Here is a 26,715-nt window from a genome sequence, read left to right on the forward strand (position 1 = left end):
GGCGCGGCCTCAGCCCCGCTCCCTTACCCGTCCCACCGGGGCGGGGCGCCCGTAGTGGTAGCCCTGGGCGTAGTCGATGCCGAGCTCGCGCACGGCGGCGGCGATCTCGGCATCCTCCACGAACTCGGCGATGGTGCGCAGGCCGAAGCGCCGGGCGAGGCCGTGCATGTGCTCCACGAGGGCGCGGTCCCGCGGATCCCGGGGCATGGCGCGGACGAAGGTGCCCTCGATCTTGACGAAGTCCACCGGCAGGTACTTGAGGTACATGAACGAGGAGAAGCCGCTGCCGAAATCGTCCAGGGCGAAGCGGAAGCCTTCCTCGCGCAGCGCCTGCACCTGCGGCGCCAGCCGCCCCAGGTGGGGCAGCGCCTCCCGCTCGGTGATCTCGAAGACCACCCGCGCCGGGTCCACGCCGGCGGCGCGGATGCGCGAGGTCACCTCGGCCATGCGCGCAGGATCGCCGAAGGTGCCGCGGGAGAGGTTGACGAAGACCGGGGCATCCCCCAGCCCCCCCGCCTGCACCAGGCCGCAGACGCGCTCCACCACGCGCAGGTCCACCGCCTCGGCGAGCCCCACCTGCTCGGCGACGTAGATGAACTGCCCCGCCTTGGCTTCGGCGCCCCGGAGCGCCACCCGCGCCAGGGCCTCGTAGGCGACGACGGTGCCGTCGGCGGCGGCGACGATGGGCTGGAAGACCACCTCCACGCGGTCCTCGTCCAGGGCGCGGCGCAGGCAGTCGGCCTGGGCGAAGACCTCCATCACCCGCGCCTGCTCCTCCGGCCCCAGGTGCACCAGGCGGTTCTTGCCCGCCCGCTTGGCCTCGTACATGGCCACGTCCATGGCGCCGTGCAGCGCCTGCGGGGAGTCGCCGTTGCGCGGGTAGCTGACCACGCCCATGCTCACGGTGACCCGCGTCGTGCCCGTGGGCAGCGCGATCTCCGCCTCGGTCAGGCGCCGGTGCAGCTTGGCCGCGACGGCGACCCCCGCCTCCGGCTCGGTCTCGGGCAGGATCACCGCGAACTCGTCGCCGCCGAGGCGCACCGCCAGGTCGGTGGTGCGCAGCCCCTCCTGCACCAGCCGTCCCACCTCCCGCAGCACGAGGTCGCCGACGGGATGGCCGAAGGTGTCGTTGATGTGCTTGAAGTTGTCGAGATCGAACATCACGAGGCAGAACTCGGTGTCCGCGCGCCGCGCCCGCTGCACCTCGAAGGCCAGGAATTCCTCGAACTTGCGCCGGTTGTAGAGCCCGGTGAGGGTGTCGCGCACGGCGTATTCCTCGAGCTCGCGCGTGTGCCGCTCCACCATCTCGAGCAGATGGTTGAACTGGCGCGCCAGCACCACCAGCTCGCGCACCCGGCCCCGCTCGTCGACGCGCCGCCCGTAGTCGCGCCGCGCCTCCACCGCGGCCATCGCCTCCACCAGGCGGCGCAGCGGCCGCACCACCCCGAGGCGCAGCTCGAGGTTGAGCAGCGCGAACACGACGAGGAGGAGGACCACCCCGGACACGGCCACCGAACGGGCGACGACGGTCACCGGCGCCCGCACCTCCCCCACCGGCATGCGGACGTCGATGACGCCGTTGACGTCGCCGAGGCGGGCCTCGGTGTGGCAGCGCAGGCACTCGTCGCGCACCCGCACCGGGTAGACGTAGCGCACCGTCCCGCGCTCGGTGCGCAGGAACTCGCGCCCGTCCCGCAGCGCCGCCTGCAGCACCGGGTCGGCCTCGCGCACGGCCCGCTCGCCCGGGATCTCGCCGAACTGGCGGATCACCGGCTCGCCGCGCAGGACCCGCACCTCCACCCCGGGCGCAACCCGGTTCAGACGCTCGATGATGGGGGCGATGTCGTCCTTGCCCCAGCCCGCGCGCATGGCCGCGTAGAGGGTCTCGAACACCATGAGCGAGCGCTGGCGGGCGTCGACGCGGGCGAACTCCTCGACGGCGCGGGCGCGCAGGCCGCGCTCCAGGTGGTAGATCCCGGCCAGGGCCACGGCGAGGGCAAGCACCGTCAGCACGAGGAGCCAGCGGCCGAGGGGGATGGGATACCGGCGCAAGAAACCTCCAATCCCGTCGATGGAAAGCCTTCGATGGAGCCGACCACTGCGATGGTACTTCAGGCGCCGCCGCCGCCCAAGCGCTCGCCCCTCCACCTTTTGGTCCGGCCCGTGCTGCGCGATCCGCGGCCTGACCCATGTCGGGTTGCGTTGACATCCCGCCCGGGCCGACCCGACACTGCCCGCCCATGGAGCAAGGGACCCAGGTGCTCGTGGCCGGCGACGGGCCGGCGGGGGGGGCGCTGGCGCTCGCCCTGGCGCGGCGCGGTGTCGCCGTCGCCCTCGCCGGCCCGGGGCGGCACCACGGCCCCCGCCCCCTCGCCCTGTCGCGCGCGGCGGTACGGCTGCTGGCGCGGCTGGACGTCTGGGCGCCGGCGGCGGCGACGCCGCTGCAGGCGGTCCGGCTCGCCGCCGGGGGGTGGAGCAGCCGGATCGGGGAGGGGGCGCCGCTCGGCGCGGTGGTCCGCGCCGACACCCTCGCCGGGCTGCTGGACGCCGCCCTGGAGCGCGCCGGGGTGGAGCGGCTGCGCGCCCCCGTGCGCAGGCTGCGCCGCGGCCCGGATGGCGTCGAGGCGGAGGTGGGCGGCGCCCGGGTGCGGGCGCGCCTGGTGGTGGGCGCCGACGGGGCCGACTCCACGGTGCGCGCGCTGGCCGGGATCGGGACCCGTGAGGCCGACTACGGGCAGTCGGCCCTGGTGACCCTGCTGGCGCCGCGACGCCCCCACGACGGCGTGGTGGAGGAGCGCTTCACCCCCCGCGGCCCCCTCGTCCTCCTCCCGTGCGGCGAGGCCCTGGGGCTCGTCTGGCTGCTGCCGCGGGAGGCGGCCCGGAATCTTGCGGGGTCGGACCCCGCCGCCCTCGCCGCGGCGCTCGCCGCCGCCGCGGGCGAGCCGCCGGGGCGGCCCCTGGCGCCGGCGCAGGCGGTCCCGCTGCGCCTCGTGCGCGCGCGCACGCTGGTCCACCACCGCTTGGCCCTGGCGGGGGGCGCCGCCTGCACCCTCCACCCCCTGGGGGCGCAGGGGCTCAACCTCGGCCTGCGCGACGTCGCCGCCCTCGCGCCCCTGGTGGCGGAGGCGGTGGCGACGGGGGGCGACCCGGGCGGCTGGCCGGTGCTGGAGGCCTACGCCCGCGCCCGCCGCGAGGACCACCGGCGCACCGCCGCCTTCACCGACCTCGCGGCGCGGGCCCTCGCCGGGGGCTCGCCGCTGCGGCCGCTGGCGGCGCGCCTCGCCGCCCTCCTGGGCTGGGTCCCGCCCCTGCGCCGCGCGGTCCTCGCCCACGGCGGCGGCGAGGCCGCGTACCAGCCCGACCCGGAGGCGGTCTGATGCGCCGGAGCGAGGTCGTCGTCGTGGGCGGCGGGATGGTGGGGGCCTGCACCGCGGCGGCGCTCGCCCGCGCCGGGGTCGCGGTGGACCTGGTGGAGCCGGCGCCGCCCGTCCCCGGCGAGGGCCTCGAGGTGCGGGTCTCGGCCCTGACCGTGGCCTCCGAACGCATCCTCGCCGCCCTCGGCGCCTGGGAGCGGATCGAGCCCGGGCGGCGCGCGCCCTTCCGGCGCATCCGCGTCTGGGAGGGCGACGCCCCCGGCACCCGCTTCGACGCCGACGCCACGGGCGCCGACCGCCTCGGCCACATCGTCGAGAACCGCGCCGTGCGCCTGGCCCTGTGGCAGGTGCTGCAGACCCTGCCTACGGTGCGGATCCACGCCGGGGCGGGGCTTGCGGGCCTCGTCGTCGGCGCCCGCGAGGCCTGCCTGCGTCTCACCGACGGCACCCGCCTCGCCGCCCCCCTGGTGGTGGGGGCGGACGGGGCGCGCTCCGGGGTGCGGCGCCTCGCCGGCATCGCCACCGTGGGCTGGCCCTATCGCCAGCGCACCATCGTCGGCCACGTCACCACCTCGCGCCGCCACCGCGACACCGCCTGGCAGCGCTTCCTGCCCACCGGCCCGGTGGCCTTCCTTCCCCTCGCCGACGGGCGCTGCTCGCTCGCCTGGCACAACGACGAGGGGCGCGCCGAGGCCCTGATGGCGCTGGAGGAGGCCGACTTCCTCGCCGCGCTGGAGGCGGCGAGCGGCGGCGTCCTCGGCGAGATGCTGGCGATCGAGGGCCGCGCCGCCTTCCCGCTGCACCTGCGCCACGCGGTGCGCTACCACGCGCCCCGCGTCGCCCTCGTGGGTGATGCCGCCCACACCGTGCACCCCCTCGCCGGCCAGGGCGTCAACCTCGGCCTGCTCGACGCGGCCACCCTGGCCGAGGAGGTGGCGGCGGCGGTGCTCGCCGGCGACGACCCGGGCGAACCCGCCCTCCTCGCCCGCTACGAGCGCCGCCGCCGGCCCCACAACCTCGCCGCGGCGGCGGTGATGGACGGCTTCAAGCGCTGCTTCGGCAACCGCAGCCCGGCGCTGGCGTGGGCGCGGCGCGCGGGCCTCGCGCTGGCCGACCGCGCGGGCCCGCTCAAGACCGGCGTCATGCGCCTGGCCATGGGCCTCGACGGTCCGCTGCCCGCCCTCGCCCGCGGCGGCGGAGACTGAGGCCCTACCACCAGAGGCCGCCGATGCGCCAGCGCGGCGGCCGCACCGCCACCGCCGGCAGGCGCAGCACCGGCCTCGTCCCGGGGTCGAGACCCCAGTCCACGGGCCGGGCGGCCACCGAGAGGATGCGCCGGATGCGCTCCTCGGTGGGCGGGTGGGTGCGCAGCAGCGACGGATCGGGCAGCCCCCGGCCCGGCAGGAAGAGCCGCTCCATCCAGCCGCGCTGGTAGCGCTCGAGCTTGGCCAGCGCCGAGGCCAGCCCCTGGGGGTCGCCGGTCAGGCGCACCGCGCCGAGGTCGGCCTCGTATTCGCGCGTGCGCGACAGCGCAAGCTGGAGCAGGGCCGAGACCGTGGGCGCAAGCACCAGCAGGAGCAGCGCCGCCCAGGGCAGGCCGCCGCCGGTGAGCAGCCACACCGGCAGGTTGAGCAGGACCAGGAGCTGGCCGAGGAAGGACAGGCTCGAGGTCAGGCGGCTGACGACGTCGGCGAGGCCCATGATCCAGAGGTCGTTGTGACGGATGTGGCTGACCTCGTGGGCGAGCACCCCGGCCACCTCGCGCAGGGTCAGCCGCGCGAGCAGCCCGTCGGTGACCGCCACCGCCGCCTGCTCCGGCCGCCCCACGGCGAAGGCGTTCATCACCGGGCTCGGCACCCAGTGCAGGGTCGGCACCGCGGGCAGCCCCGCCCGCGCCGCAAGGATCTCCAGGATACGGTACAGGGCCGGGGCCTCGGCCGGCGAGAGCGGCCGCGCGCCGTAGAGCCGCAGCACCAGGAGCGGGCTCACCTGGCCGCCGAGGAGCAGCACCGCGAGCACCGACAGGGCCGTCCACACCACCCCCTCGCGGCCGCCGAGGACCCAGCCCAGGGCGGCCGCAAGGAGCGCCATGCCGCCGAGCAGGAGCGCGGAGTGGACGAGGTTGCGCAGGCGGTGCAGGCGCAGGCGCTGGGGATCCAGCATGGCGGTACCGGGCGGGATGGGCCGGCCCTCCACTTTGGGCGCGCGCCGGCGCCCTTTCAAGTACCCTGTGGGCGGACGGTGACAACGCGCCGGAGCGGAACCATGGACCCGAAGTTCTGGATCGCGCGCTGGGAGCAGGGCCAGACCGGCTGGCACCTGCCGGAGGTGAACCCGCAGCTTCGCCGCTGGTGGGCCCGGCTCGGGCTCGCCGCGCCGGGCCGCGTCTTCGTGCCCCTGTGCGGGGCGAGCCTGGATCTCGGCTGGCTCGCCGGGCGCGGCCACGAGGTGGTGGGCTGCGAGCTCGCGCCGACCGCGGTCGCGCGCTGCTTCGCCGAGGCCGGCCTCGAGCCGGCGGTGGCCGCGGCGGGGGCGCTGCGGCGCTGGCGGGCCGGGCGCCTGGAGATCCTCGAGGGCGACTTCTTCCGCCTCGACCCCGAGACCCTCGGCGCGGTGGAGGCGGTCTACGACCGCGCCGCCCTGGTGGCCTTCCCGCCGGCGATGCGGGCGCACTACGTGGCGCACCTGCGCCGCCTGGCGCCGCGCGCGCCGCAGCTGCTGGTCACCCTGGACTACCCGCAGGAGGAGATGGAGGGCCCGCCCTTCGCCGTGCCCGAGGCGGAGGTGCGCGCCCGCTACGCCGGCTGCACGGTGGAGCGGCTCGCCGACGAGGACGTCCTCGAGGCGCAGCCGCGCTTCCGCGCCCGGGGCCTGACGCGGCTGCGCGAGCAGGCCTTCCTGATCCGCCCGTGAGGGCCTGATCCGCCCGTGAGGGCGCGGCGGCGCCGCCGGCCCCGCGGGGCCGGCGGCCGCCCCCTCAGTTGACCCTGGGGTCGAGCTCGCCGCTGGCGTAGCGGGCGGTCATCTCCTCCAGGGACAGGGGCCGGATCTTGGAGGCCATGCCCGCGGTGCCGAAGGCCTCGTAGCGGGCCTTGCAGATCTCCTTCATGGCCTGGGTGGAGGCCTTGAGGAACTTGCGCGGGTCGAACTCCTTGGGGTTCTCGGCGAGGAACTTGCGGATCGCCCCGGTGCTGGCGAGGCGCAGGTCGGTGTCGATGTTGACCTTGCGCACACCGTGCCGGATCCCCTCCTGGATCTCCTCCACCGGGACGCCGTAGGTCTGCCCGAGGTCGCCGCCGTAGCTGTTGATGATCTCGAGCCACTCCTGGGGCACCGAGGAGGAGCCGTGCATCACCAGGTGGGTGTTGGGGATGCGGGCGTGGATCTCCTTGATCCGCTCGATGGCGAGGATGTCGCCCGTCGGCGGGCGGGAGAACTTGTAGGCGCCGTGGCTGGTGCCGATGGCGATGGCCAGCGCGTCGACCCCGGTGGCCCTGACGAACTCGGCGGCCTGGTCGGGGTCGGTCAGCAGCTGCTCCCGGGAGAGCACCCCCTCGGCGCCGACGCCGTCCTCCTCGCCCGCGGTGCCGGTCTCGAGCGAGCCCAGGCAGCCGAGCTCGCCCTCGACGGAGACGCCGCAGGCGTGGGCCATCTCCACCACCTTGCGCGTGACCTCCACGTTGTACTCGTAGCTCGCCGGCGTCTTGCCGTCCTCGAGCAGCGAGCCGTCCATCATCACCGAGGTGAAGCCGAGCTGGATGGAGCGGACGCAGACCGCGGGCGAGGCGCCGTGGTCCTGGTGCACGCACACCGGGATGTGGGGCCACTGCTCCACCGCCGCCTCCATCAGCTTCTTGAGGAAGGGGGCGCCGGCGTACTTGCGGGCGCCGGCCGAGGCCTGGACGATGACCGGGCTGTCGGTCTCGTCCGCCGCCTGCATGATCGCGTGGAGCTGCTCCATGTTGTTGACGTTGAAGGCGGGCACGCCGTAGCCGTGCTCGGCGGCGTGATCCAGGAGCTGTCGCAGGGTGATGAAGGCCATGGTCGCGATCCTCCCTCGCTCGTTCAGTTCTCTTCGGGCACCGGCATGTCGCCGACGCGCACGATCTTCATGGCGTTGGTGCCCCCGTGCACGCCCATGAGATCGCCCTTGGTGAGGATGACGAGATCGCCGTCCTCGACCGCGCCGAGGCGGCGCAGCACCTCCACGGCGTCGAGGTTGACGCGGGCGTGGTCGCTGCTGCAGACGTCGAACTCCACCGGGTAGACGCCGCGGTAGAGGGTCACGCGCCGCCGTGTGGCGCGGTGGCGCGAGAGCGCGTAGATGGGGATGCCGGAGCGGATGCGCGACATCCACAGCGGCGTGTCGCCGGACTCGGTCAGCGCCGCGATCGCCCGCACCGGCAGGTGGTTGGCGGTGTACATGGTGGCCATGGCGATGGCCTCGTCGATGCGGCGGAAGGTCCAGTCCATGCGGTGGCCGGAGACCTGGGCCGCGCGCTGGCGCTCGGCGCCGAGGCAGATCCGGTGCATGGCCTCCACCGCCTTGACCGGATAGCGCCCCACCGCGGTCTCGGCCGAGAGCATCACGGCGTCGGTGGCATCCAGCACGGCGTTGGCGACGTCGAAGACCTCCGCCCGCGTCGGCATCGGGTGGGTGACCATGGACTGCATCATCTGCGTCGCCGTGATCACCACCCGGTTGCGGTTGCGGGCGGCGCCGATGAGCCACTTCTGGATCCCGGGCAGCTCCGCATCGCCCATCTCCACCCCGAGGTCGCCGCGCGCCACCATGATGGCGTCGGCCACCTCGAGGATCTCGTCCACCGCACGCACCGCCTCGGCCCGCTCGATCTTGGCCACGATCCCGCCGCTGCCGCCGGCCTCGCGGAAGAGCGCCTTCGCCTCCGCCACGTCCTCGCCGCCGCGCGGGAAGGAGACGGCGAGGTAGTCGGCCTCGAGCTCGGCGGCGACGCGGATGTCGGCACGGTCCTTGTCGGTGAGCGCGCGCGCCGACAGCCCGCCGCCGCGGCGGTTGATGCCCTTGGCGTCGGAGAGCTCGCCGCCCACCACGACGCGGGTCTCGATGCGCCGCCCGCGCACCCGCTCCACCTCGAGGACGATGGCGCCGTCGTCGAGGAGCAGGATGTCGCCGGGGCCGACGTCCCGCGGCAGGTCCTTGTAGGTGATGCCGACGCAGGTCTCGTCGCCGGCGTCCGGCGGGCAGTCGGGGTCGATGGCGAAGGCGGCCCCCTCGCGCAGGTGCACCGGGCCGTTGCGGAAGCGCTCGATGCGGATCTTGGGGCCCTGCAGGTCCATCAGGAGCCCCACCTCGCGGCCGCAGGCCTCGGCGCGCTCGCGCAGCAGCCGCGCCCGGCGGCGGTGGCTTGCGGCGTCGCCGTGGGAGAAGTTGACGCGGGCGACGTCGATGCCCGCGCGGATGAGGGCGTCGAGGACCGCGGGGTCGTCCGTGGCCGGCCCCAGGGTGGCGACGATCTTGGTGCGGCGCGGCCGCTCCCTCACGCACGCGCCTCCGCGGCCCGCGCCTCCAGCACCGCCACCGCGGGCAGCTTCTTGCCCTCGAGGAACTCGAGGAAGGCACCGCCGCCGGTGGAGATGTAGGAGATGCCGCCGGCCACGCCGTACTTGTCGATGGCGGCCAGGGTGTCGCCGCCGCCGGCGATGGAGAAGGCCGGGCTCGCCGCGATGGCCTCGGCGAGCCGCCGCGTCCCCTCGCCGAAGGCGTCGAACTCGAACACGCCCACGGGACCGTTCCAGACGATGGTCCCCGCCCCCTGCAGGATCTCGGCGTAGCGCGCCGCGGTCTCGGGGCCGATGTCGAGGATCATCTCGTCCTCGCCCACCCGGTCCACGGGCTTGGTCACGGCCTCGGCCTCGGCGCTGAACTCGCGCGCCACCACCACGTCCACCGGGACCGGGATCTCGCCGCCCCGGGCCTTCGCCTGCTCCATCAGCCGGCGCGCCTCCGCCACGAGGTCCGGCTCGTGGAGGGACTTGCCCACGCGGTGGCCCGCGGCGGCGATGAAGGTGTTGGCGATGCCGCCGCCGACGATGAGACGGTCCACCTTGGCCGAGAGGGCGTCCAGCACGGTGAGCTTGGTCGAGACCTTGGAGCCGCCGACGATGGCCACCATCGGCCGCGCCGGGGCCTCGAGGGCCTTGCCGAGGGCCTCCAGCTCGGCCGCCAGCAGCGGCCCGGCGCAGGCCACGGGCGCGAAGCGGGCCACGCCGTGGGTGGAGGCCTGGGCGCGGTGGGCGGTGCCGAAGGCGTCCATGACGAAGACGTCGCAGAGCGCGGCGTAGCGGCGCGCCAGGGCCTCGTCGTCCTTCTTCTCGCCGACGTTGAAGCGCACGTTCTCGAGCAGGACGACCTCGCCCTCCGCCACCTCCGGGGGGTGCTCGAGATAGTCGCGCACGAGGCGCACCTCCCGCCCGAGCAGCCGCCCCAGGTGCGCGGCCACGGGCGCCAGCGAGTCCGCCTCCGAGAACGCGCCCTCCTTGGGACGGCCGAGGTGGGACATGACCATCACCCGCGCCCCCTCCCGCAGGCAGTGCTCGATGGTGGGCAGGGTGGCGCGGATGCGGGCGTCCGAGGTCACGCGCCCGTCCTGGATCGGGACGTTGAGGTCGGCGCGGATCAGCACCCGCTTGCCGCGGATGTCGAGGTCGGTCAGCTTGATGACGCTCACGGTCTCGCTCCTTCGCACCGCCACGCCCGCCGGGGTCCCGGCGGGCGCGGGCGCGCCGACGTCAGCCGGCGACGTGGCGCAGCAGACGCAGCAGGTTGCAGGTGTAGCCGTACTCGTTGTCGTACCAGGCCACCACCTTGACGAAGGTCTCGTCGAGCTGGATCCCCGCCTTGGCGTCGAAGACCGAGGGCTGCGGGCAGCCGCGGAAGTCGGTGGAGACCACCGCCTCGTCGGTGTAGCCGAGGACCCCGGCGAGCTCCCCCTCCTCGGAGGCGCGGCGCATGGCGGCGCAGATCTCGTCGTAGGTGGCCGACCGCTCCAGCTCCGCGGTGAGATCCACCACCGAGACGTCGGAGGTGGGCACGCGGAAGGCCATGCCGGTGAGCTTGCCGTTGAGCTCGGGCAGGACCTTGCCCACCGCCTTGGCGGCGCCGGTGGAGGACGGGATGATGTTCTCGAGGATGCCGCGCCCGCCGCGCCAGTCCTTCAGGGAGGGGCCGTCGACGGTCTTCTGGGTCGCGGTGGTGGCGTGCACCGTGCTCATGAGGCCGCGCTTGATGCCCCAGTTGTCGTGCAGGACCTTGGCCACCGGCGCGAGGCAGTTGGTGGTGCAGGAGGCGGCCGAGATGATGGCCTGCCCGGCGTAGGCCTTGTGGTTGACGCCGTAGACGAACATGGGGGTGGCGTCCTTGGAGGGCGCGCTCTGGATCACCTTGCGCGCGCCGGCGGCGAGATGCTTCTGGCAGGCCTCCTCGGTCAGGAACAGGCCGGTGGACTCCACCACCACGTCGACGCCCAGCTCGCCCCAGGGCAGGTTGGCCGGGTCCTTCTCGGCGCTGACGCGGATGCGGCTGCCGTTGACCACGATGGCACCGTCCTCGGCCGCGACCTCCCCCTGGAAGCGGCCGTGCACCGAGTCGTAGCGCAGCAGGTACGCCAGGTAGTCGGCGGGGAGCAGGTCGTTGATGCCGACGATCTGGATCTCGCCCGGAAACTCGCGCACCGCCGCGCGCAGGACCATGCGCCCGATGCGCCCGAAGCCGTTGATGCCTACCTTGATGGCCATCGCTCTCCTCCCGATGGTTGGACCCGACCGCGCCCGGCGCTCAGAGCAGCGACTCGGCGGTGCGGACCACGTTGTCGACGGTGAAGCCGAAGTGCTCGAACAGCGCCGCGGCGGGCCCCGACTCGCCGAAACGGTCGATGCCGATGACGGCCCCGCGGGCGCCGACGTATTTTAGCCACGGCTCCGGGACCCCGGCCTCGACGGCCAGACGCGCCGTCACCGCCGCCGGCAGCACGGCCTCGCGGTAGTCGGGGTCCTGGGCCTCGAAGACCTCCATGCAGGGCATGGAGACCACGCGCACGCGCCGTCCCGCCTCGGCCAGGCGCCGCCCCGCCTCCACCACCAGCCCCACCTCGGAGCCGCTGGCCATGAGGATCAGCTCCGGCGTGCCCTCGCAGTCGACGAGGACGTAGCCGCCGCGGGCGATGGCCTCCACCTGCGCGTCGGTGCGCGGCTGGTGCGGCACCCCCTGGCGGGTGAGGGCGAGGCTCGTGGGGCCGTCGCGGCGCAGCAGCGCCGCGCGCCAGGCCGCCGCGGTCTCCACCGCGTCGCAGGGCCGCCAGACGTGCATCTCGGGGATCAGCCGCAGGCTCGCCACGTGCTCCACGGGCTGGTGGGTGGGGCCGTCCTCGCCGAGGCCGATGGAGTCGTGGGTGAGGACGTAGATCACGCCGAGGCGCATCAGCGCCGACATGCGCATGCCGTTGCGCATGTAGTCGGAGAAGACGAGGAAGGTGCCGCCGTAGGGCAGGAAGCCGCCGTGCAGGGCGAGCCCGTTCATGATCGCCGCCATGGCGAACTCGCGCACGCCGTAGTGGATGTAGTTGCCGTCGGCGTCCTCGCGGGTGATCGCCTTCGACCCCGACCAGGCGGTGAGGTTGGAGCCGGTGAGATCGGCCGAGCCCCCGATGAGCTCCGGCAGCGCCGGGGCGAGGGCCTCGATGGCCATCTGCGAGGCCTTGCGGGTGGCCACCTTGGGACCCTCGGCCTGGAGCCGCCGGATGTAGTCGGCGGCGCGCGCGGCGAGCTCCGCAGGCAGATCCCCGCGCATGCGCCGCTCGAACTCGGCGGCGAGCTCGGGGTAGGCCTCGCGGTAGGCGGCGAAGCGCTCGTTCCAGGCCTGCTCGGCCTCGGCGCCCCGCCCGCGCGCATCCCAGGCCTCGTAGATCTCCCGCGGGATCTCGAAGGGCGGATGCGGCCAGCCGAGCTTCTCCCGCGCCGCCGCCACCTCCTCCTCGCCCAGGGGCGCGCCGTGGCAGTCGTGGGTGCCGGCGAGGTTCGGCGAGCCGTAGCCGATGATGGTGCGGCAGCAGATCAGGCTCGGGCGCGCGCGCTCGGCGCGGGCGGCCTCGATGGCCCTCGCCACCGCCTCCGGGTCGTGGCCGTCGACGTCGCGCACCACGTGCCAGCCGTAGGCCTCGAAGCGCGCCGGCGTGTCGTCGGCGAACCAGCCCTCCACCTCGCCGTCGATGGAGATGCCGTTGTCGTCCCAGAAGACGATGAGCTTGCCGAGGCCCAGCGTGCCCGCGAGCGAGCAGGCCTCGTGGGAGACGCCCTCCATGAGACAGCCGTCGCCGGCGAAGACGTAGGTGTAGTGGTCGACGATGGTGTGGCCGTCGCGGTTGTAGCGGGCGGCGAGCACCTTCTCCGCGAGCGCCATGCCGACGGCGTTGGTGATGCCCTGCCCCAGCGGCCCGGTGGTGGTCTCGACCCCCGGCGTGAGGCCGTACTCGGGATGGCCCGCGGTCCGCGAGCCGAGCTGGCGGAAGTTCTTGATGTCCTCGATGCCGAGGTCGTAGCCGCTCAGGTGCAGGAGCGCGTAGAGCAGCATGGAGGCGTGGCCGTTGGAGAGCACGAAGCGGTCGCGGTCGGCCCACCTCGGATTGGCCGGATTGTGCTTGAGGTAGTCCCGCCACAGGACCTCGGCGATGTCGGCCATCCCCATGGGGGCGCCGGGGTGACCCGACTTGGCGCGCTGCACCGCGTCCATGCTGAGGACGCGGATGGCGTTGGCAAGCTCTCTGCGACTGGGCATGCTCGTCTCCTCTGGTCGCATCCCTTCCCCGGGGGTGCGCCGGGCGCGGGGCGCCGGTGCCGCCGGGCCGTGCAATATGCGGCGGGGGGGCGCATTCCCGCAAATAAAAATTCAGAATGCCTGCATGATTCAGGCGCTTGCGCGCCCCGCCGGGGGGCTCTCAGCCGCCGTCGCGCCACTTGATGGAGCAGCCCATGCTCGGGATCTGCTCCTCGGGGCCGCGGCCGGTCTCGGCGATCTGCTTCATGGCCTCGTAGAGCTCGCGGCGGGCATCGGGCGGCGCCGTCTCGCGGGTGCTGGCGTCGAGCCGGCCGCGGTACTGGAGCTCGAGGTCGGCGTTGTAGCCGAAGAAGTCCGGGGTGCAGACGGCCCCGTAGGCGCGCGCCACCGCCTGGGTCTCGTCGTAGAGGTAGGGGAAGGGGTAGCCGTAGGTCTCGGCCACCCGCTTCATGTTCTCGAAGGAATCCTCGGGATAGTCGGTGGGGTCGTTGGCGCTGATGGCGACGACGCCGATGCCCAGGGCCTGGATGTCGCGGGCGTCACGGATGAGCCGCTCGCGGATGGCCTTGACGTAGGGGCAGTGGTTGCAGATGAACATCACCAGCAGCCCCTTGGGCCCGCGGCACGCATCGCGGGTCCAGATGCGCCCGTCGACACCCGGCAGGGCGAAGTCGGGGGCGGGCTTGCCGAACTCGCACACGGGGGTCTTCATCAGCACCATGGTCCGTCCTCCTCGCGCAGGTGCGGCCCGGTAACCGCCGTGGTAACCTTCGGATCCTTTTCCCGGACGTTCATTCTACGCCTCTGGAGGCCGCAGCGACGATGAGCAGGAGCTTTCTCTTCACCTCCGAGTCGGTGTCCGAGGGACACCCGGACAAGATCGCCGACCAGATCTCCGACGCCGTCCTCGACGCCATCCTGGAGCAGGATCCGAGGGCGCGGGTGGCCTGCGAGACCATGATCAAGACCGGCGCCGTGATCGTGGGCGGCGAGATCACCACCTCGGCCTGGGTGGATCTCGACGAGCTGGTGCGCGAGGTGGTCTGCGGCATCGGCTACAACAGCTCCGAGGTGGGCTTCGACGGCGCCACCTGCGCCGTGCTCTCCATGATCGGCAAGCAGTCGGGCGACATCGCCATGGGGGTGGACCGCGACAACCCGGAGGAGCAGGGCGCGGGCGACCAGGGGCTGATGTTCGGCTACGCCACCGACGAGACCGACGTCCTCATGCCCGCGCCCATCACCTACGCCCACCGCCTGGTCCAGCGCCAGGCCGAGGTGCGCAAGAACGGCACCCTGCCCTGGCTGCGCCCCGACGCCAAGAGCCAGGTGACCTTCCGCTACGAGGACGGGCGCCCGGCGGCCATCGACGCCGTCGTGCTCTCGACCCAGCACGACCCCCACATCGCGCGCAAGGACCTGGTGGAGGCGGTGATGGAGGTGATCATCAAGCCGGTGCTGCCCGAGCAGTGGCTGCACCGCGAGACCAAGTACTTCATCAACCCCACCGGCCAGTTCGTGGTGGGCGGCCCGGTGGGCGACTGCGGCCTGACCGGGCGCAAGATCATCGTCGACACCTACGGCGGCATGGCCCGCCACGGCGGCGGCGCCTTCTCCGGCAAGGACCCCTCCAAGGTGGACCGCTCGGCCGCCTACGCCGCCCGCTACGTGGCCAAGAACATCGTCGCCGCGGGGCTCGCCCAGCGCTGCGAGATCCAGGTCTCCTACGCCATCGGCGTCGCCGAGCCCACCTCCATCAGCGTCGAGACCTTCGGCACCGGGCGCATCGACGACGAGCGCATCGTCGAGCTCGTGCGCGAGCACTTCGACCTGCGCCCCTACGGGCTCATCCGCATGCTCGACCTCATCCGGCCCATCTACCGCAAAACCGCGGCCTACGGCCACTTCGGCCGCGAGGAGCCGGAGTTCACCTGGGAGCGCACGGACAAGGCCGAGGCCCTGCGCGAGGCCGCGGGCCTGTGACACCGAGGGAGGAGCGGACCATGGCCAGCCAGCCCGCCGCCGAGACCGGACACGACTTCGTGGTCAGGGATCTTGCGCTCGCCGACTGGGGGCGGCGCGAGATCGCCATCGCCGAGACCGAGATGCCGGGGCTGATGGCGGTGCGCGAGGAGTACGCCGGCCGGCGCCCGCTCGCCGGCGCCCGCATCGCCGGCTGCCTCCACATGACCATCCAGACCGCGGTCCTGATCGAGACCCTGGTGGCGCTGGGCGCGGAGGTGCGCTGGTCCTCCTGCAACATCTTCTCCACCCAGGACCACGCCGCCGCCGCGATCGCCGCCCGCGGCATCCCCGTCTTCGCCTACAAGGGCGAGAGCCTCGAGGAGTACTGGGCGTTCGTCCACCGCATCTTCGAGTGGCACGACGGCGGCAGCGCCAACATGATCCTCGACGACGGCGGCGACGCCACCCTGCTGCTGCACCTGGGGGTGCGCGCCGAGCAGGACCCCTCGGTCCTGGACGAGCCCGGCAGCGAGGAGGAGCGGGTGCTCTTCGCCGCCATCCGCCGGCGCCTCGCCGAGCGGCCGGGCTGGTACTCGCAGGTGGCGGCCGGCATCCGCGGCGTCACCGAGGAGACCACCACCGGCGTCCACCGCCTCTACCAGATGGAGAAGGAGGGGCGGCTGCTCTTCCCCGCCATCAACGTCAACGACTCGGTCACCAAGTCCAAGTTCGACAACCTCTACGGCTGCCGCGAGTCGCTCATCGACGGCATCAAGCGCGCCACCGACGTCATGATCGCGGGCAAGATCGCGGTGGTGTGCGGCTACGGCGAGGTGGGCAAGGGCTGCGCCCAGGCCCTGCGCGGCTTCGGCGCCACGGTGTGGGTGACCGAGATCGACCCCATCTGCGCGCTGCAGGCGGCGATGGAGGGCTACCGGGTGGTGACCATGGACTATGCCGCCGACAAGGCGGACATCTTCGTCACCGCCACCGGCAACATCCACGTCATCACCCACGACCACATGGCCCGGATGAAGGACCAGGCCATCGTCTGCAACATCGGCCACTTCGACTCCGAGATCGACGTCGCCAGCCTGCGCCGCTACCGCTGGGAGAACATCAAGCCGCAGGTGGACCACGTCATCTTCCCCGACGGCAAGCGCATCATCCTCCTCGCCGAGGGGCGCCTGGTGAACCTCGGCTGCGCCACCGGCCACCCCAGCTTCGTCATGTCCAACTCCTTCACCAACCAGGTGCTCGCCCAGATCGAGCTGTGGAACCACCCGGAGCGGTACGAGCGGCGGGTCTACGTCCTGCCCAAGGAGCTGGACGAGAAGGTGGCGCGGCTGCACCTCGGCAAGATCGGGGCGGAGCTGACCGTGCTCACCCCGGAGCAGGCGGCCTACATCGGCGTGCCGGTGGAGGGGCCGTACAAGCCCGACCACTACCGCTACTGAGGGCGCGGGGGCGAAAGGCCGTGCAGCTCAGCCTCGAGTTCTTCCCGCCCAAGACGCCCGAGGGCGAGGCGCGCTGGCGCGAAGCCCTGGAGGGGCTGGCGCCCCTCGCCCCCGCCTACTGCTCGGTGACCTACGGCGCCGGCGGCTCGACGCGGGAGCGCACCGCCGAGACGGTGTTCGCGATCCAGGCGCGCGGCCTCGAGGCCGCACCCCACATCTCCTGCATCGGCGCCAGCCGCGAGAGCATCCGCGAGCTCCTCCGGCTCTACGCCGAGCGCGGCATCCGCCGCCTCGTCGCCCTCCGCGGGGACCTGCCCTCGGGGATGCGCGACATCGGCGAGTTCCGCCACGCCTCGGATCTCGTCGCCTTCATCCGCGCCGAGACCGGGCGGCGCTTCCACGTGGAGGTGGCCTGCTACCCCGAGTTCCACCCCCAGGCGCCCGATGCGCTCACGGATCTGCGCAACTTCCGCACCAAGGTGGAGGCCGGCGCCGACGGCGCCATCACCCAGTACTTCTACAACGCCGACGCCTACTTCCGCTTCGTCGAGGACTGCCGCCGCATGAGGATCGGGATCCCCATCGTCCCGGGGATCATGCCCATCACCCAGTTCAGCCAGCTCGCCCGCTTCTCCGACGCCTGCGGCGCCGAGATCCCGCGCTGGCTGCGCCGGCGCATGGAGGCCTACGGCGACGACGCCGCCTCGATCCGGGCCCTGGGCGAGGAGGTGGTGACGCGGCTGTGCGAGCGCCTGCTCGAGGGCGGCGCACCGGGGCTGCACTTCTACACCATGAACCGGGCGGAGCCCACCCTCGCCATCTGCCGCAACCTCGGCCTCGCCCCTCAGGCCGCCTGATCCGGCGGCGCCGCCGCCTCGACCCGGTTGCGCCCGCCCTCCTTGGCGCGGTAGAGGGCGGCATCCGCGCGCGCGACGAGCTCCTCCGCCGACTCCCCGGGGACCCACTGGGCGACGCCCAGGGACATGGTGATGCGGCCGATCTCCTCGCCGCTGCGCACCGAGCGCACGCGCCCGGCGGCGAGGGCCCGGCGCAGGCCCTCGGCCACCGCGCGCGCGGCGGCAAGATCGTGGCCGGGCAGGACGAGGGCGAACTCCTCGCCGCCGTAGCGCGCCGGCAGCGCCCCCTCCGGCGCCCGCTGCCGCAGCAGCCCGGCGAGGAAGCGCAGCACGCGGTCGCCCATGAGATGGCCATGGGTGTCGTTGATGCGCTTGAAGTGGTCGATGTCGGCCATGACGAGGGCGAAGGGCGCACCGGCCGCCACCGCCTCGGCCAGCGCCGTCTCCAGGGCCTTGCGGTTGGCGATGCCGGTGAGGGGGTCGGTGCGCGCCTCCTCGCGCACCCGCTCCAGCTCGCGCCGCAGCGCCTCCACCTCCGAGGTGGCCTCGTGCAGGCGCGACTCCAGGCGCGTCCCCATCTCGGCCATGCCGCGGCTCTCCTCCGCGGCCTCGCGGATGAGCTCCTGGAGCGACCCCGGCTCGCCCGCCCCGGCGACGCGACGCGCGATGTCGGCGAGGGCCGCGCTGCGCCGCCCGGCCTCGTCGCCCGCCTCCGACAGCAGGCGCGTCACCTGCCGCACCACCGCCGCCAGCGCGGTGCGCAGCTCGGCCACGGTGCGCTCGTCGCGGTCGGCGAGGTGGCGCAGGTAGAGCTCGCGTCCGAGGGCGTCGTCGAAGCCGCCCCCGCGCAGGCGCGCCTCGAGCTCGGCGCTCAGCTCCGGCGACTTCCCCGCAAGATGAGCGTACCAGACGGCGTAGTTGACCGGATTGGGGCTCGCGCGGTGCTCGGCCATGGCCGGCACCACCATGCGCAGGACCTGCGCGGCCTCGGCGTAGGACTCCTCGTAGCGGACCTTGTGCACGGCTGTTCCCCCGCGGCGACCCCGCCGCCTCCGACGGCGGGCCCGCCATGAGGCTAGCACGGGGGGCCACCCGCCCCAAGCGCTGGACGACGCCGGCGCGGACCGCTACCGTCGCGCCGACGGTATCCAGGAGGAGCCCATGCGCATCCCTCGCATCCACTGCCGCGATCCCCTGCCGGAGAAAGGGCCGGTGCGCCTCGAGCCCGCCGCCGCACGGCGCCTGCGCCGGGTCCTGCGCCTCGCCGACGGGGCGCCGCTGGTGCTCTTCGACGGTGGCGGCGCCGAGCACCGTGCCCGCCTCGCCCGCGACGCCGCGGGGGCGGACATCGCCGTGGTGGAGGCGGTCACGCAGCCGCGGCGCGAATCGTCCCTGCGCCTGCGCATCGCCCAGGGCGTGGCCAAGGGCGAGCGCATGGACTGGATCGTGCAGAAGGCCGTGGAGCTGGGCGTGACCACGGTCCAGCCGCTGGTCACCGAGCGCACCGTGGTCCGCCTCGACGGCGCGCGGGCCCGCCGCCGCCTGGAGCACTGGCGGGCGGTCGCGGTCGCCGCCTGCGAGCAGTGCGGCCGCACCCGGCTGCCCGCCGTCGAGCCGCCCCGGACCTTCCGCGACTGGATCGCCTCCGCCGACGCCCCCCTGCGGCTGCTGCTCGATCCCGAGGCCGAGGAAGGCCTGCCGCGGCATCCCTCATCCCCGGCCGCGGTGGATCTCCTCGTCGGCCCCGAGGGCGGGCTCGCCCCCGGCGAGCGCACGGCGGCGCTGGCCGCGGGCTTCCGTCCGGTGCGCCTCGGCCCGCGCGTGCTGCGCACCGAGACCGCGGCCGTGGTCGCCCTCGCCCTCGTCCAGCACCGCTACGGCGATCTGCGCTAGCACCGACCGCTCAGTCGGCGTGGCCGTGCCCGTCCCCGCCGTGACCGGCCCCGGCGGGATGCGCCGCCGGCGCGCCGTGGCCGTCCCCGGACTTCCGAGGCGGCGTCCCCCCGGCGCCGGCCGAGGCGACGTAGTGGGCCACGGCGCGGATCTCGTCCTCGCCGAGGGATGCCGCCACCTGCGCCATGACCTCGCTGTGGCGGCGCCGGTCGCCGCTGCGGAAGCGCTCCAGCTGGCGGACGACGTACTCCGGATGCTGTCCGGCGAGGCGCGGATAGCCGGCACGACCGGCCACGCCGTCGCCGTGGCAGGCCCGGCAGCGGGCCTGGAAGACCGCCTCGCCGCGCGCGGCGAGGGCGGGATCGGCCGCCTCGCGCCCCCCCTCCTGGACGGCGAAGAAGACCGCCACCTGGCGGCGCTCCTCGGGACCGAGCTGGCGCGCGAGCGGGGTCATGACGTAGTGGCTCCGGTCACCGCTGGCGAAGCGCGCGAGCTGGTCCAGCAGGTAGTACGGATTCTGCCCCGCGAGGCGCGGGATGTCGGGACGCGCGGTGTTGCCGTGGTCGCCGTGGCAGCGCACGCACAGCGCCGCCCGCGCACGCCCGGCCGCCGCCGCCTGCTCCCGCCGTTCGGGATCCGCGAGGATCTCGCGCAGGGCGGCGACCTCCCCCTCGCCCGTGGCCACCAGGCCCTCCATCGCCGCCCCGGCCGCAGGCGCTCCGCCTGCGACGGTCAGAACCGCCAGGAACCAACCGGTTGTTCTGCGCACCTGAGCACCTCCGGGATCGTCTCGAAAGCCCCTCTGTTCACCCCCCTTCGGCCGCCGCGCCGTGGCGGTCGCGCAGCAGCAGCTCGAGGGCGTCGAAATCGGGAATCACGGCGGCGCGCCCACCGACCAGGACGCGGGCCCGCACCCCCGGCTCGCCGCCCCCGCCCTCCTCCTCCAGGGGGGCGAGGCTGCCCGCCTCCGCCGTCAGCAGCGAGGGGAAGCCCTGGGTCACCAGCGCGTAATGGCCCGGTCCGCCCTCCTCGGCGGTGGCGTTGTGCAGCACCACCAGGCGGCTGCGAGCCCCGAGGGGCGGACGCGGGGCCCCCGTCGCGGCCTCGAAGGAAAGCACCGGGATCAGCCGCCCCCGCCAGCGCATCACCCCGAGCAGCCAGGGCGGAGACTGCGGCACCGGATTCGGCGGCTGGAAGGTGAGGATCTCCGCCACCGCCGCGTTGGGGACCAGCAGGTGCATCCCCTGCAGCGGCACCAGCAGGCAGCGCACCGAACGCTCGCTCATGCCCCGCCCCCCGCATCGGCCGCCGGCGCGCGCCCCTCCAGCAGCTCGCGCACCGTCTCGAGCAGCTCCGCCTCCTGGTAGGGTTTGCCGAGGTAGCGGTCGACGCCGAGCTCGAGGGCGCGCTGGCGGTGCTTGTCGCCGGTGCGCGAGGTGACCATGACGATGGGCACGGTGGCGAGCCCCGGATCGGCGCGCATGTGGGCGGCCACGTCGTAGCCGTCCATGCGCGGCATCTCGATGTCGAGGAGCACGAGGTCGGGGTGCAGCTCGCGCATCCGCGCCAGGGCCTCGACGCCGTCACGGGCGGCCACGGCCCGCATGCCGTGACGCTCGAGCAGCCGCCCGGTGACCCGGCGCATGGTGATGGAGTCGTCCACCACATAGACCACCGGCCGCTCGTCCACCTCCTGCGCCGCCGCCTCGCGCGCCCGGAGGATGGCCCCCCGGTGCACCAGCGCGGCGACGTCGACGATGAGCACCACCTCGCCGTCGGCGAGGATGGTGGCGCCGAGCACCCCGCGCACGCCGTGGAACTGGGGCCCCAGGGACTTGACCACCACCTCGCGGGCGCCGAGCACGGCGTCCACCAGCAGCGCCACCTGCTGCTGGGCGGCGCGCACCAGGATCACCGGCAGCTTGGCGCCGCCCTCCGGCACCGCCACCCCGGCCCCGTCCACGAGGCTGCCGAGGTGGTGGAAGCGGTAGCCGCGCCCGGCGTAGACGAACTCCTCGCGCTCCCCGCTCACGAAGGGCGCGAGCTCCTCCGCCCCCATGCGGGCGATGCCCACCACGCCGGAGAGGAGGACGGCGTAGGTCTCGTCGCCGGCACGCAGCAGCAGCGCCCGGTTGACGGCGAGGGTGAAGGGGATGCGCAGGGTGAAGGCGGTGCCGCGCCCGCGCACGGTCTCGATGGCGAAGGTGCCGCCCAGCTGGCGCACCTGGTTCACCACCACGTCCATGCCCACCCCGCGGCCGGAGACCTGGGTCACCTCCTGCGCCGTGCTCAGGCCCGACTCGAGGATGAGCTGGGCGAGGTCGGCCTCCGGGATCTGCGCCCCCGGGGGCAGCAGGCCGAGCGCCTCCGCCTTGCGCCGCACCGCCTCGAGGTCGACCCCGGCACCGTCGTCGGCGATGCGGATGACCACGTCCGGGCCGTCGCGGCTGAGGCTGATGCTGACGACCCCGGTCTCGGGCTTGCCCGCCTCGCGCCGCCGCTCGGGCGGCTCGATGCCGTGGGCGAGGGCGTTGCGCAGGAGGTGCTCCAGGGCCGGCACCACGCGGTCGATCACGGTGGTGTCGAGCTCCACCTCGGCGCCGGCGACCCGCAGATCGGCCTTGCGGCCGAGCTCCTGGGCGACCTGACGGACGATGCGCCGCATGCGCGGCAGCAGGCCCGCGAAGGGGACCATGCGCGCGCGCATGAGCCCCTCCTGCAGCGCCGAGGCCACGCGCCCCTGCTGCACCAGCATGGTCTCGGCCTCGCGGTTGAGGCCGTCGAGGATGCCCCGCAGGTTGACCAGGTCCTCGGTGGACTCGGCGAGCGCCCGCGAGAGCTGCTGCAGCGTGGAGAAGCGGTCCAGCTCCAGGGGATCGAAGTCCTCCCGTCCCGGACCGCCCTCGCGCTCGTAGCGGTAGAGGATCTGGGCCTCGGTCTCGATCTCGAGCTTGCGCAGCTGCTCGCGCAGCCGCCCCACCGTGGCCTCCATCTCGCCCAGGGCCGCGCGCAGCGCGTTCGCCTGCTGCACGAGCCGTGCCCGGTAGAGCCCGATCTCGCCGGCGAAGCCCACCAGCTCGTCGATCAGGGTCGCCCGCACGCGGACGGTGTCGTGGCCCTGATAGGCGGGGAGCACCGGCTGCCGCCGCTCGGCACCCACCGTGGCGGTGACGGCGACCCCGCCACCCGCCGCCGCGCCCTCGTCGCCGGAGGCCGGCCGGTCCGGCCCGGCATCCGCACCGGGCTCCGGCCCGGCGGCGCCTTCGCCGACCTCCGCCTTCGCCGCGGGCTCCTCCGCCCCCGCATCCTGCCGCTCCGCCGCCGCCGGCTGCGCCGGCGCACCCGATGCCGCACCCTCCACGGGGGCGGTCTCCGCCTCGCCGCGCACGGCCGCATGCAGCCGGCCCACCCGCTCGAGGAGGTCCGGCGCCGGCGCCGGACTTCCGCCGCGCCAGACGGTCTCCACCATGCCGGCGAGGGCGTCCAGCGCCTCCTGCAGGACCTCGCGCACCGGAGCCTCCTCGCCGCGCCGCGTGGCGAGGTCGTCGAGCAGGCTCTCGGCGGCGTGACAGAGCTCGGCGACGGCGGCGATCCCGGCCATGCGCGCCCCGCCCTTGAGGGTGTGAAGCTCGCGCCGGAGCTGCGCCGCCGGCTCCGGGTCCTGAGGCCGCGCCCGCCAACCGACCATCGCCTCCTCGGCGCGGCCGAGGATCTCGCTGGCCTCCTCGAGAAAGACCTCGCGCAGGAGGGCCGCCTCGTCGTCGGCCTCCGCCGCCTCCTCGGCCGCAGCGGCCCCCTCTCCCACCTCGAGGATCAGCGTGGACTCGTCCCACACCGCCGCCGACGCCCGCGCGCCCGTTTCCCCGCCCCGGTCGTCGGCGGGGCAAGGCGGGCCCTCGCCCGCCGCGTCCTGCGCCGGGACGGCCGCCTCCGCCGCCTCCTCGGTCGCGCCCGCCGCGGCGTCACCCGGACCGCCCTCCGCCCCGGGTGCGCCGCCGAAGGCCTCCAGCCGCGCCACCAGCTCCGCCTGCGGCTCCGGATCCTGTCCCGCCTGCACCGCGCTGGTCATCGCCTCGAGGGCCTCGATCCCCTCGGCGAGAAGCCCCCAGAGGGCCGGATCCGGCGCCTCCCCGGCACCGCCCGCCCGCTCCAGCAGACCCTTCATGGCCCGGCACAGAGCGGCCATCGGCGCCACCCCGGCCAGCCCCGCCGCCTCCCCGAGGCTGCGCAGGTCGCGCGCGAGCTCCACCGCGAACCGTGTCTCGGCGGGCTGCTCGCTCCACTGGTGCAGCGTCGCCTCCAGCGCCTGCACCAGCTCCATCGCCTCGTCGAGGAAGACCTCCAGCACCGCGCGGCGGCTCGACGCATCCTCCTCCGGGGGCAGCTCCAGACCCTCCAGCCGCAGCACCTGGCTGGTCCGCTCCTTGTTCTCGAAGACGGTGATGCGCCGCACCAGCCCATCGACGTCGGGCAGCGCGGCGCCGCCCCGGGCGAGCCCGTCCACGGCCGCGCGCATGGCCTCCACCGCCTCGGCGAGCACGGTCAGGGCCTCCTCCGGGAACACCGCCTGGTTGGCCCGCAGCGCCTTGCCATAGGCCTCCAGCGCCCCGGCCACCTCGGCCACCGGCGCCACTCCCGCCATGCGCGCGCTGCCGTGCAGGGTATGAAGCGCCCTCAGGAGGCCGTCGCTGGGGGCCGCCGCCATGCCACCGCGCGCCGCCTCCTCGAGGAAGGCCGACACCACGTCCAGATGCCCTTCCGCCTCCTGGCGGAAGACCTGGTAGAGGACGGGGTCCATGGCCGCCCCCATGAGGGTCTGCTCGTCCTCCACCTCGGCCCGCGCCGGCACCTCGCGCGGCTCCGGCCCCGCCTCGGCGGCCGCACCGGCGTCGTCGGCCGCGGCCGCCTCCGCCCCACCGCGGTCCGACGCCTGCACCGTCGCCGGAAGCCGGCCCCGGCCCTCGACCAGGGCCGCGGCGCGCGCCGCCAGCCGCTCGGCGCCCGCCGCCAGCGGCCGCCGCTGGCGGATCTCGCGGATCATCTCCGGCACCAGATCCAAGGCCTCGGCGGCGGCCGCGACCACCGCCGGGGTGGCCGGATAGAGACCGTCGCGCACGCCGTTGAGGAGCCGCTCCAGCTGCCAGGCGAACTCCCCCATGCGCTGCGCCCCGGCCATGCGTCCGCTGCCCTTGAGGGTGTGGAAGGCGCGGCGCAGGGACAGGAGGGCCTCGCCGTCGGTGTCATCGCGCCGCAGCCGTGCAAGCGCCTCGCGCGCCTCGCCCAGGACCTCGCCGGCCTCCTCCACGAAGATCTCGACGATCTCGGGGTCCGCACCTTCCGCGAGGACCGCCAGCCCGTCCAGGGGCGACGGCGCGCGGCCCGCCGTCTCGGGCTCGACCGTCTCGGGCTCGGCCACCTCGGCTTCGGCCACCTCGGCTTCGGCCACCTCGGGCTCGGCCACCTCGGGCTCGGCCACCTCGGCTTCGGCCACCTCGGGCTCGGCCACCTCGGGCTCGGCCACCTCGGGCTCGGCCACCTCGGGCTCGGCCACCTCGGGCTCGGCCACCTCGGGCTCGGCCACCTCGGCCCTCGGGCTCGGCCACCTCGGGCTCGGCCACCTCGGGCTCGGCCACCTCGGGCTCGGCCACCTCGGGCTCGGCCACCTCGGGCTCGGCCACCTCGGGCTCGGCCACCTCGGCTTCGGCCACCTCGGCTTCGGCCGCCTCGGGCTCGGCCGCCTCGGGTCCTGGGGCACCCAGAACGGCATGCGCCCGCGCCAGCAGCTCGTCGGCGTCGGAACGACCGTCGCGCAGCCCCTCGGCGTAGAGCTCGAGCGCCGTCACCCCCTCGGCCAGCCGCTCCAGCTCGGCCTCCCGGCCCCCGCGCAGGGCCCCGAGGAATCCCGCCGCCACCGCCGCCGCCACCGCCTCGACGGCCTGCGCCCCCTGCTCGAGATCCAGCACCCGCAGCAGCAGCGCGGCCTGGCCGAAGTGCCTGCCGGCGGCGTCGACGAGGGCCCCCTCCTGCGGGCGCGACAGCAGCGCGGTGAGGGCGTCGCGCGCCAGGGCCAGCTCCTGCAGCACCTCCTCGAGGACGTGGCGGCGGGCCTCGCCGACGGCACCCCCCGCGGGCCGCTCCCGGCCGTGCGCCATGCTGTCGAGCAGCGCCTCCACTTCCACCAGCGCGGTGGCCGCAAGCATCATCGCCTCGCCGTCGGCCTGCGGCGCCGACCCGGTGTCCCCGAGACGCGCCACCGCCGCCTCGAGGCGGGCGACCCCTTCCTCGAGGCCCACCACCCGGAGGATGTCGGCGATCCGGCCCATGGCCTGCGCGGCCTCGGCGATGCGCGCCTCGGCGTCGTCGCCGCCTGCGGCGTCCAGCAGATCGCGCGCCACCGCGAGCTCCTCCCGCAGCCCCTCGGCGACGCGCTCGAGCAGCTCCAGGTTCAGCTCCGCCGCGGGCTCCTCGGAACCGACGAGCGCGGTGAGGTCGTAGGCCGACTGCAGCGCGCGGATCCGGGGCGTGGCCGGGCGGGCGCGGGCCACCGCATAGAGCAGGCGGCGCAGCACCCCTTCCGGGACCGCGGCCGCCACCTCCGGCTCCGGCCGCCGCGTCAGGTCACGCAGACAGCGGTCGGCGTTGCCGAGCAGGCGCGCCGCGGGCTCGTCCCCGGCGAGGGCGCCGGTTGCCGCCCCCTCGGCCACCGCGGCGATGGCGGCCAACAGCAACTGCAGGGGGGGCGCCGCGACCCGGGCGAGGACCTGGTCGAGGGCGCCGACGAAGGCGCGCAGGGCGTTGCCGTCGCCGCCGCGCATCCACCCGAGGAGGGCGCGCTGCACCACGGGCCGTGCCCGCAGCGCCACCGCACCGGCGTCCCCCTCGCGGTGCGGAGGCAGGGCCTCGGCGGGCACGGGACGGGTCAGGTCCGGGCGGAAGAACGACTCCAGCGGGAGGGGCTCGGCCCCGCGCGCGGCCCGCAGGTCGTTGATGGTGCGCACAAGCGCCGCGGGCGGCTCGCTGTCGCCGCTGCGGGCGCGATCCAGCAGCGCGCGCAGGCGCAGCAGCCCGCGCACCAACAGCTCCGCGACATCGCGCTGCGCCTCCGTCGGCCGGCGCGGCAGCCCCTGCAGGACCTGCTCGAGCTCCTCGCCCAGGGCCACCGCCCCGTCGAGCTCGACCAGCCGCAGGGTGCCCACGACCCCGTGCAGCCGCTGGGCCAGCGCCTCGGCGACCTGCACCGGCTCCTCCGCGGCCAGGGCCGCCTCGATGCCGCGGGCGATCTCCTCGATCTCGTGGGCCAGACCGTCGCCGAGCCAGCCCAGAGCGGTACGGCGGAAGCCCCCTTCGCTAGCCATCGC

Annotated in this window: 20 protein-coding genes; 7 read left to right on the forward strand and 13 right to left on the reverse strand. The window is 74.7% G+C overall.

Annotated elements, in window-relative coordinates:
- Nucleotides 1-9: 9 nt before the first annotated feature.
- Nucleotides 10-2,052, reverse strand: coding sequence for a putative bifunctional diguanylate cyclase/phosphodiesterase (locus tag EDC57_RS00245; protein ID WP_123399093.1), 2,043 nt, complete (start codon nt 2,050-2,052; stop codon nt 10-12).
- Between the two features lie 188 nt (nt 2,053-2,240).
- Here EDC57_RS00245 and EDC57_RS00250 point away from each other — a divergent pair, with 188 nt between their 5' ends.
- Both EDC57_RS00250 and EDC57_RS00255 read left to right on the forward strand, forming a co-directional pair.
- Nucleotides 2,241-3,377, forward strand: coding sequence for an FAD-dependent monooxygenase (locus tag EDC57_RS00250; RefSeq protein ID WP_170164989.1), 1,137 nt, complete (start codon nt 2,241-2,243; stop codon nt 3,375-3,377).
- Entirely contained in the window at nt 3,377-4,579 is a 1,203-nt protein-coding gene (locus EDC57_RS00255) for a UbiH/UbiF/VisC/COQ6 family ubiquinone biosynthesis hydroxylase (protein WP_123399097.1), read from the forward strand. The genes EDC57_RS00250 and EDC57_RS00255 overlap by 1 nt, the downstream gene beginning before the upstream one ends.
- Before the next feature lie 4 nt (nt 4,580-4,583).
- Here EDC57_RS00255 and EDC57_RS00260 read toward each other — a convergent pair whose 3' ends face one another.
- A complete protein-coding gene (locus EDC57_RS00260; protein ID WP_123399099.1) occupies nt 4,584-5,537 on the reverse strand; it encodes a zinc metalloprotease HtpX in 954 nt (317 codons plus the stop codon).
- A gap of 102 nt (nt 5,538-5,639) precedes the next feature.
- Between EDC57_RS00260 and EDC57_RS00265 the strand changes: the two genes are divergently transcribed.
- On the forward strand, nt 5,640-6,287 hold the full coding sequence (locus EDC57_RS00265) for a thiopurine S-methyltransferase (RefSeq protein ID WP_123399101.1): 648 nt from the start codon (nt 5,640-5,642) through the stop codon (nt 6,285-6,287).
- A 64-nt stretch (nt 6,288-6,351) separates the two neighbouring features.
- Here the strand turns inward: EDC57_RS00265 and fba are convergent, their stop codons facing one another.
- The 6 genes from fba to EDC57_RS00295 all read right to left on the reverse strand — a co-directional run bounded on the left by fba (nt 6,352) and on the right by EDC57_RS00295 (nt 13,906).
- Complete coding sequence (fba, locus tag EDC57_RS00270) at nt 6,352-7,416, reverse strand: class II fructose-bisphosphate aldolase (protein ID WP_123399103.1); 1,065 nt, start codon at nt 7,414-7,416, stop codon at nt 6,352-6,354.
- A 23-nt stretch (nt 7,417-7,439) separates the two neighbouring features.
- Nucleotides 7,440-8,897, reverse strand: coding sequence for a pyruvate kinase (gene pyk / locus EDC57_RS00275; protein ID WP_123399105.1), 1,458 nt, complete (start codon nt 8,895-8,897; stop codon nt 7,440-7,442).
- Nucleotides 8,894-10,084, reverse strand: a complete 1,191-nt coding sequence (locus EDC57_RS00280; RefSeq protein WP_123399107.1) for a phosphoglycerate kinase — start codon at nt 10,082-10,084, stop codon at nt 8,894-8,896. The genes pyk and EDC57_RS00280 overlap by 4 nt, the downstream gene beginning before the upstream one ends.
- A 61-nt stretch (nt 10,085-10,145) precedes the next feature.
- On the reverse strand, nt 10,146-11,150 hold the full coding sequence (gene gap, locus EDC57_RS00285) for a type I glyceraldehyde-3-phosphate dehydrogenase (protein WP_123399109.1): 1,005 nt from the start codon (nt 11,148-11,150) through the stop codon (nt 10,146-10,148).
- A 40-nt stretch (nt 11,151-11,190) separates the two neighbouring features.
- The gene (tkt, locus tag EDC57_RS00290) at nt 11,191-13,185 is read right to left on the reverse strand and encodes a transketolase (protein ID WP_123399111.1); all 1,995 of its coding nucleotides are present in this window, start codon (nt 13,183-13,185) and stop codon (nt 11,191-11,193) included.
- A gap of 160 nt (nt 13,186-13,345) precedes the next feature.
- On the reverse strand, nt 13,346-13,906 hold the full coding sequence (locus EDC57_RS00295) for a thioredoxin family protein (protein WP_123399113.1): 561 nt from the start codon (nt 13,904-13,906) through the stop codon (nt 13,346-13,348).
- 101 nt (nt 13,907-14,007) lie between these two features.
- Here EDC57_RS00295 and metK point away from each other — a divergent pair, with 101 nt between their 5' ends.
- From metK to metF, 3 genes are read left to right on the forward strand one after another with little or no spacing between them, the layout of a single operon-like run.
- Entirely contained in the window at nt 14,008-15,168 is a 1,161-nt protein-coding gene (metK, locus tag EDC57_RS00300) for a methionine adenosyltransferase (RefSeq protein ID WP_123399115.1), read from the forward strand.
- Between the two features lie 20 nt (nt 15,169-15,188).
- A complete protein-coding gene (gene ahcY, locus EDC57_RS00305) occupies nt 15,189-16,607 on the forward strand; it encodes an adenosylhomocysteinase (protein WP_123399117.1) in 1,419 nt (472 codons plus the stop codon).
- 20 nt (nt 16,608-16,627) lie between these two features.
- Nucleotides 16,628-17,464 carry a methylenetetrahydrofolate reductase [NAD(P)H] gene (gene metF, locus EDC57_RS00310; RefSeq protein ID WP_245995084.1) on the forward strand — a complete coding sequence of 279 codons (837 nt, stop codon included), beginning with the start codon at nt 16,628-16,630 and terminating at the stop codon, nt 17,462-17,464.
- Here the strand turns inward: metF and EDC57_RS00315 are convergent.
- Complete coding sequence (locus EDC57_RS00315) at nt 17,452-18,486, reverse strand: GGDEF domain-containing protein (RefSeq protein ID WP_123399119.1); 1,035 nt, start codon at nt 18,484-18,486, stop codon at nt 17,452-17,454. The two genes, metF and EDC57_RS00315, sit on opposite strands and share 13 nt — an antisense overlap.
- 139 nt (nt 18,487-18,625) lie before the next feature.
- Here EDC57_RS00315 and EDC57_RS00320 point away from each other — a divergent pair, with 139 nt between their 5' ends.
- Entirely contained in the window at nt 18,626-19,357 is a 732-nt protein-coding gene (locus tag EDC57_RS00320; RefSeq protein ID WP_123399121.1) for a 16S rRNA (uracil(1498)-N(3))-methyltransferase, read from the forward strand.
- A gap of 10 nt (nt 19,358-19,367) precedes the next feature.
- On the opposite strand, the gene EDC57_RS00325 is transcribed toward EDC57_RS00320, so the two are convergent.
- The 4 genes from EDC57_RS00325 to EDC57_RS12980 all read right to left on the reverse strand — a co-directional run bounded on the left by EDC57_RS00325 (nt 19,368) and on the right by EDC57_RS12980 (nt 26,712).
- A complete protein-coding gene (locus EDC57_RS00325; RefSeq protein WP_170164990.1) occupies nt 19,368-20,042 on the reverse strand; it encodes a c-type cytochrome in 675 nt (224 codons plus the stop codon).
- 121 nt (nt 20,043-20,163) lie between these two features.
- A complete protein-coding gene (locus EDC57_RS00330; protein WP_123399125.1) occupies nt 20,164-20,643 on the reverse strand; it encodes a chemotaxis protein CheW in 480 nt (159 codons plus the stop codon).
- Nucleotides 20,640-24,662, reverse strand: coding sequence for a hybrid sensor histidine kinase/response regulator (locus tag EDC57_RS13225; RefSeq protein ID WP_281272249.1), 4,023 nt, complete (start codon nt 24,660-24,662; stop codon nt 20,640-20,642). The genes EDC57_RS00330 and EDC57_RS13225 overlap by 4 nt, the downstream gene beginning before the upstream one ends.
- A complete protein-coding gene (locus tag EDC57_RS12980) occupies nt 24,598-26,712 on the reverse strand; it encodes a FimL-related protein (RefSeq protein ID WP_245995085.1) in 2,115 nt (704 codons plus the stop codon). The genes EDC57_RS13225 and EDC57_RS12980 overlap by 65 nt, the downstream gene beginning before the upstream one ends.
- Nucleotides 26,713-26,715 lie beyond the last annotated feature (3 nt).

Source organism: Inmirania thermothiophila (assembly GCF_003751635.1).
In the GTDB taxonomy this organism is placed as follows: Bacteria; Pseudomonadota; Gammaproteobacteria; order DSM-100275; family DSM-100275; genus Inmirania; species Inmirania thermothiophila.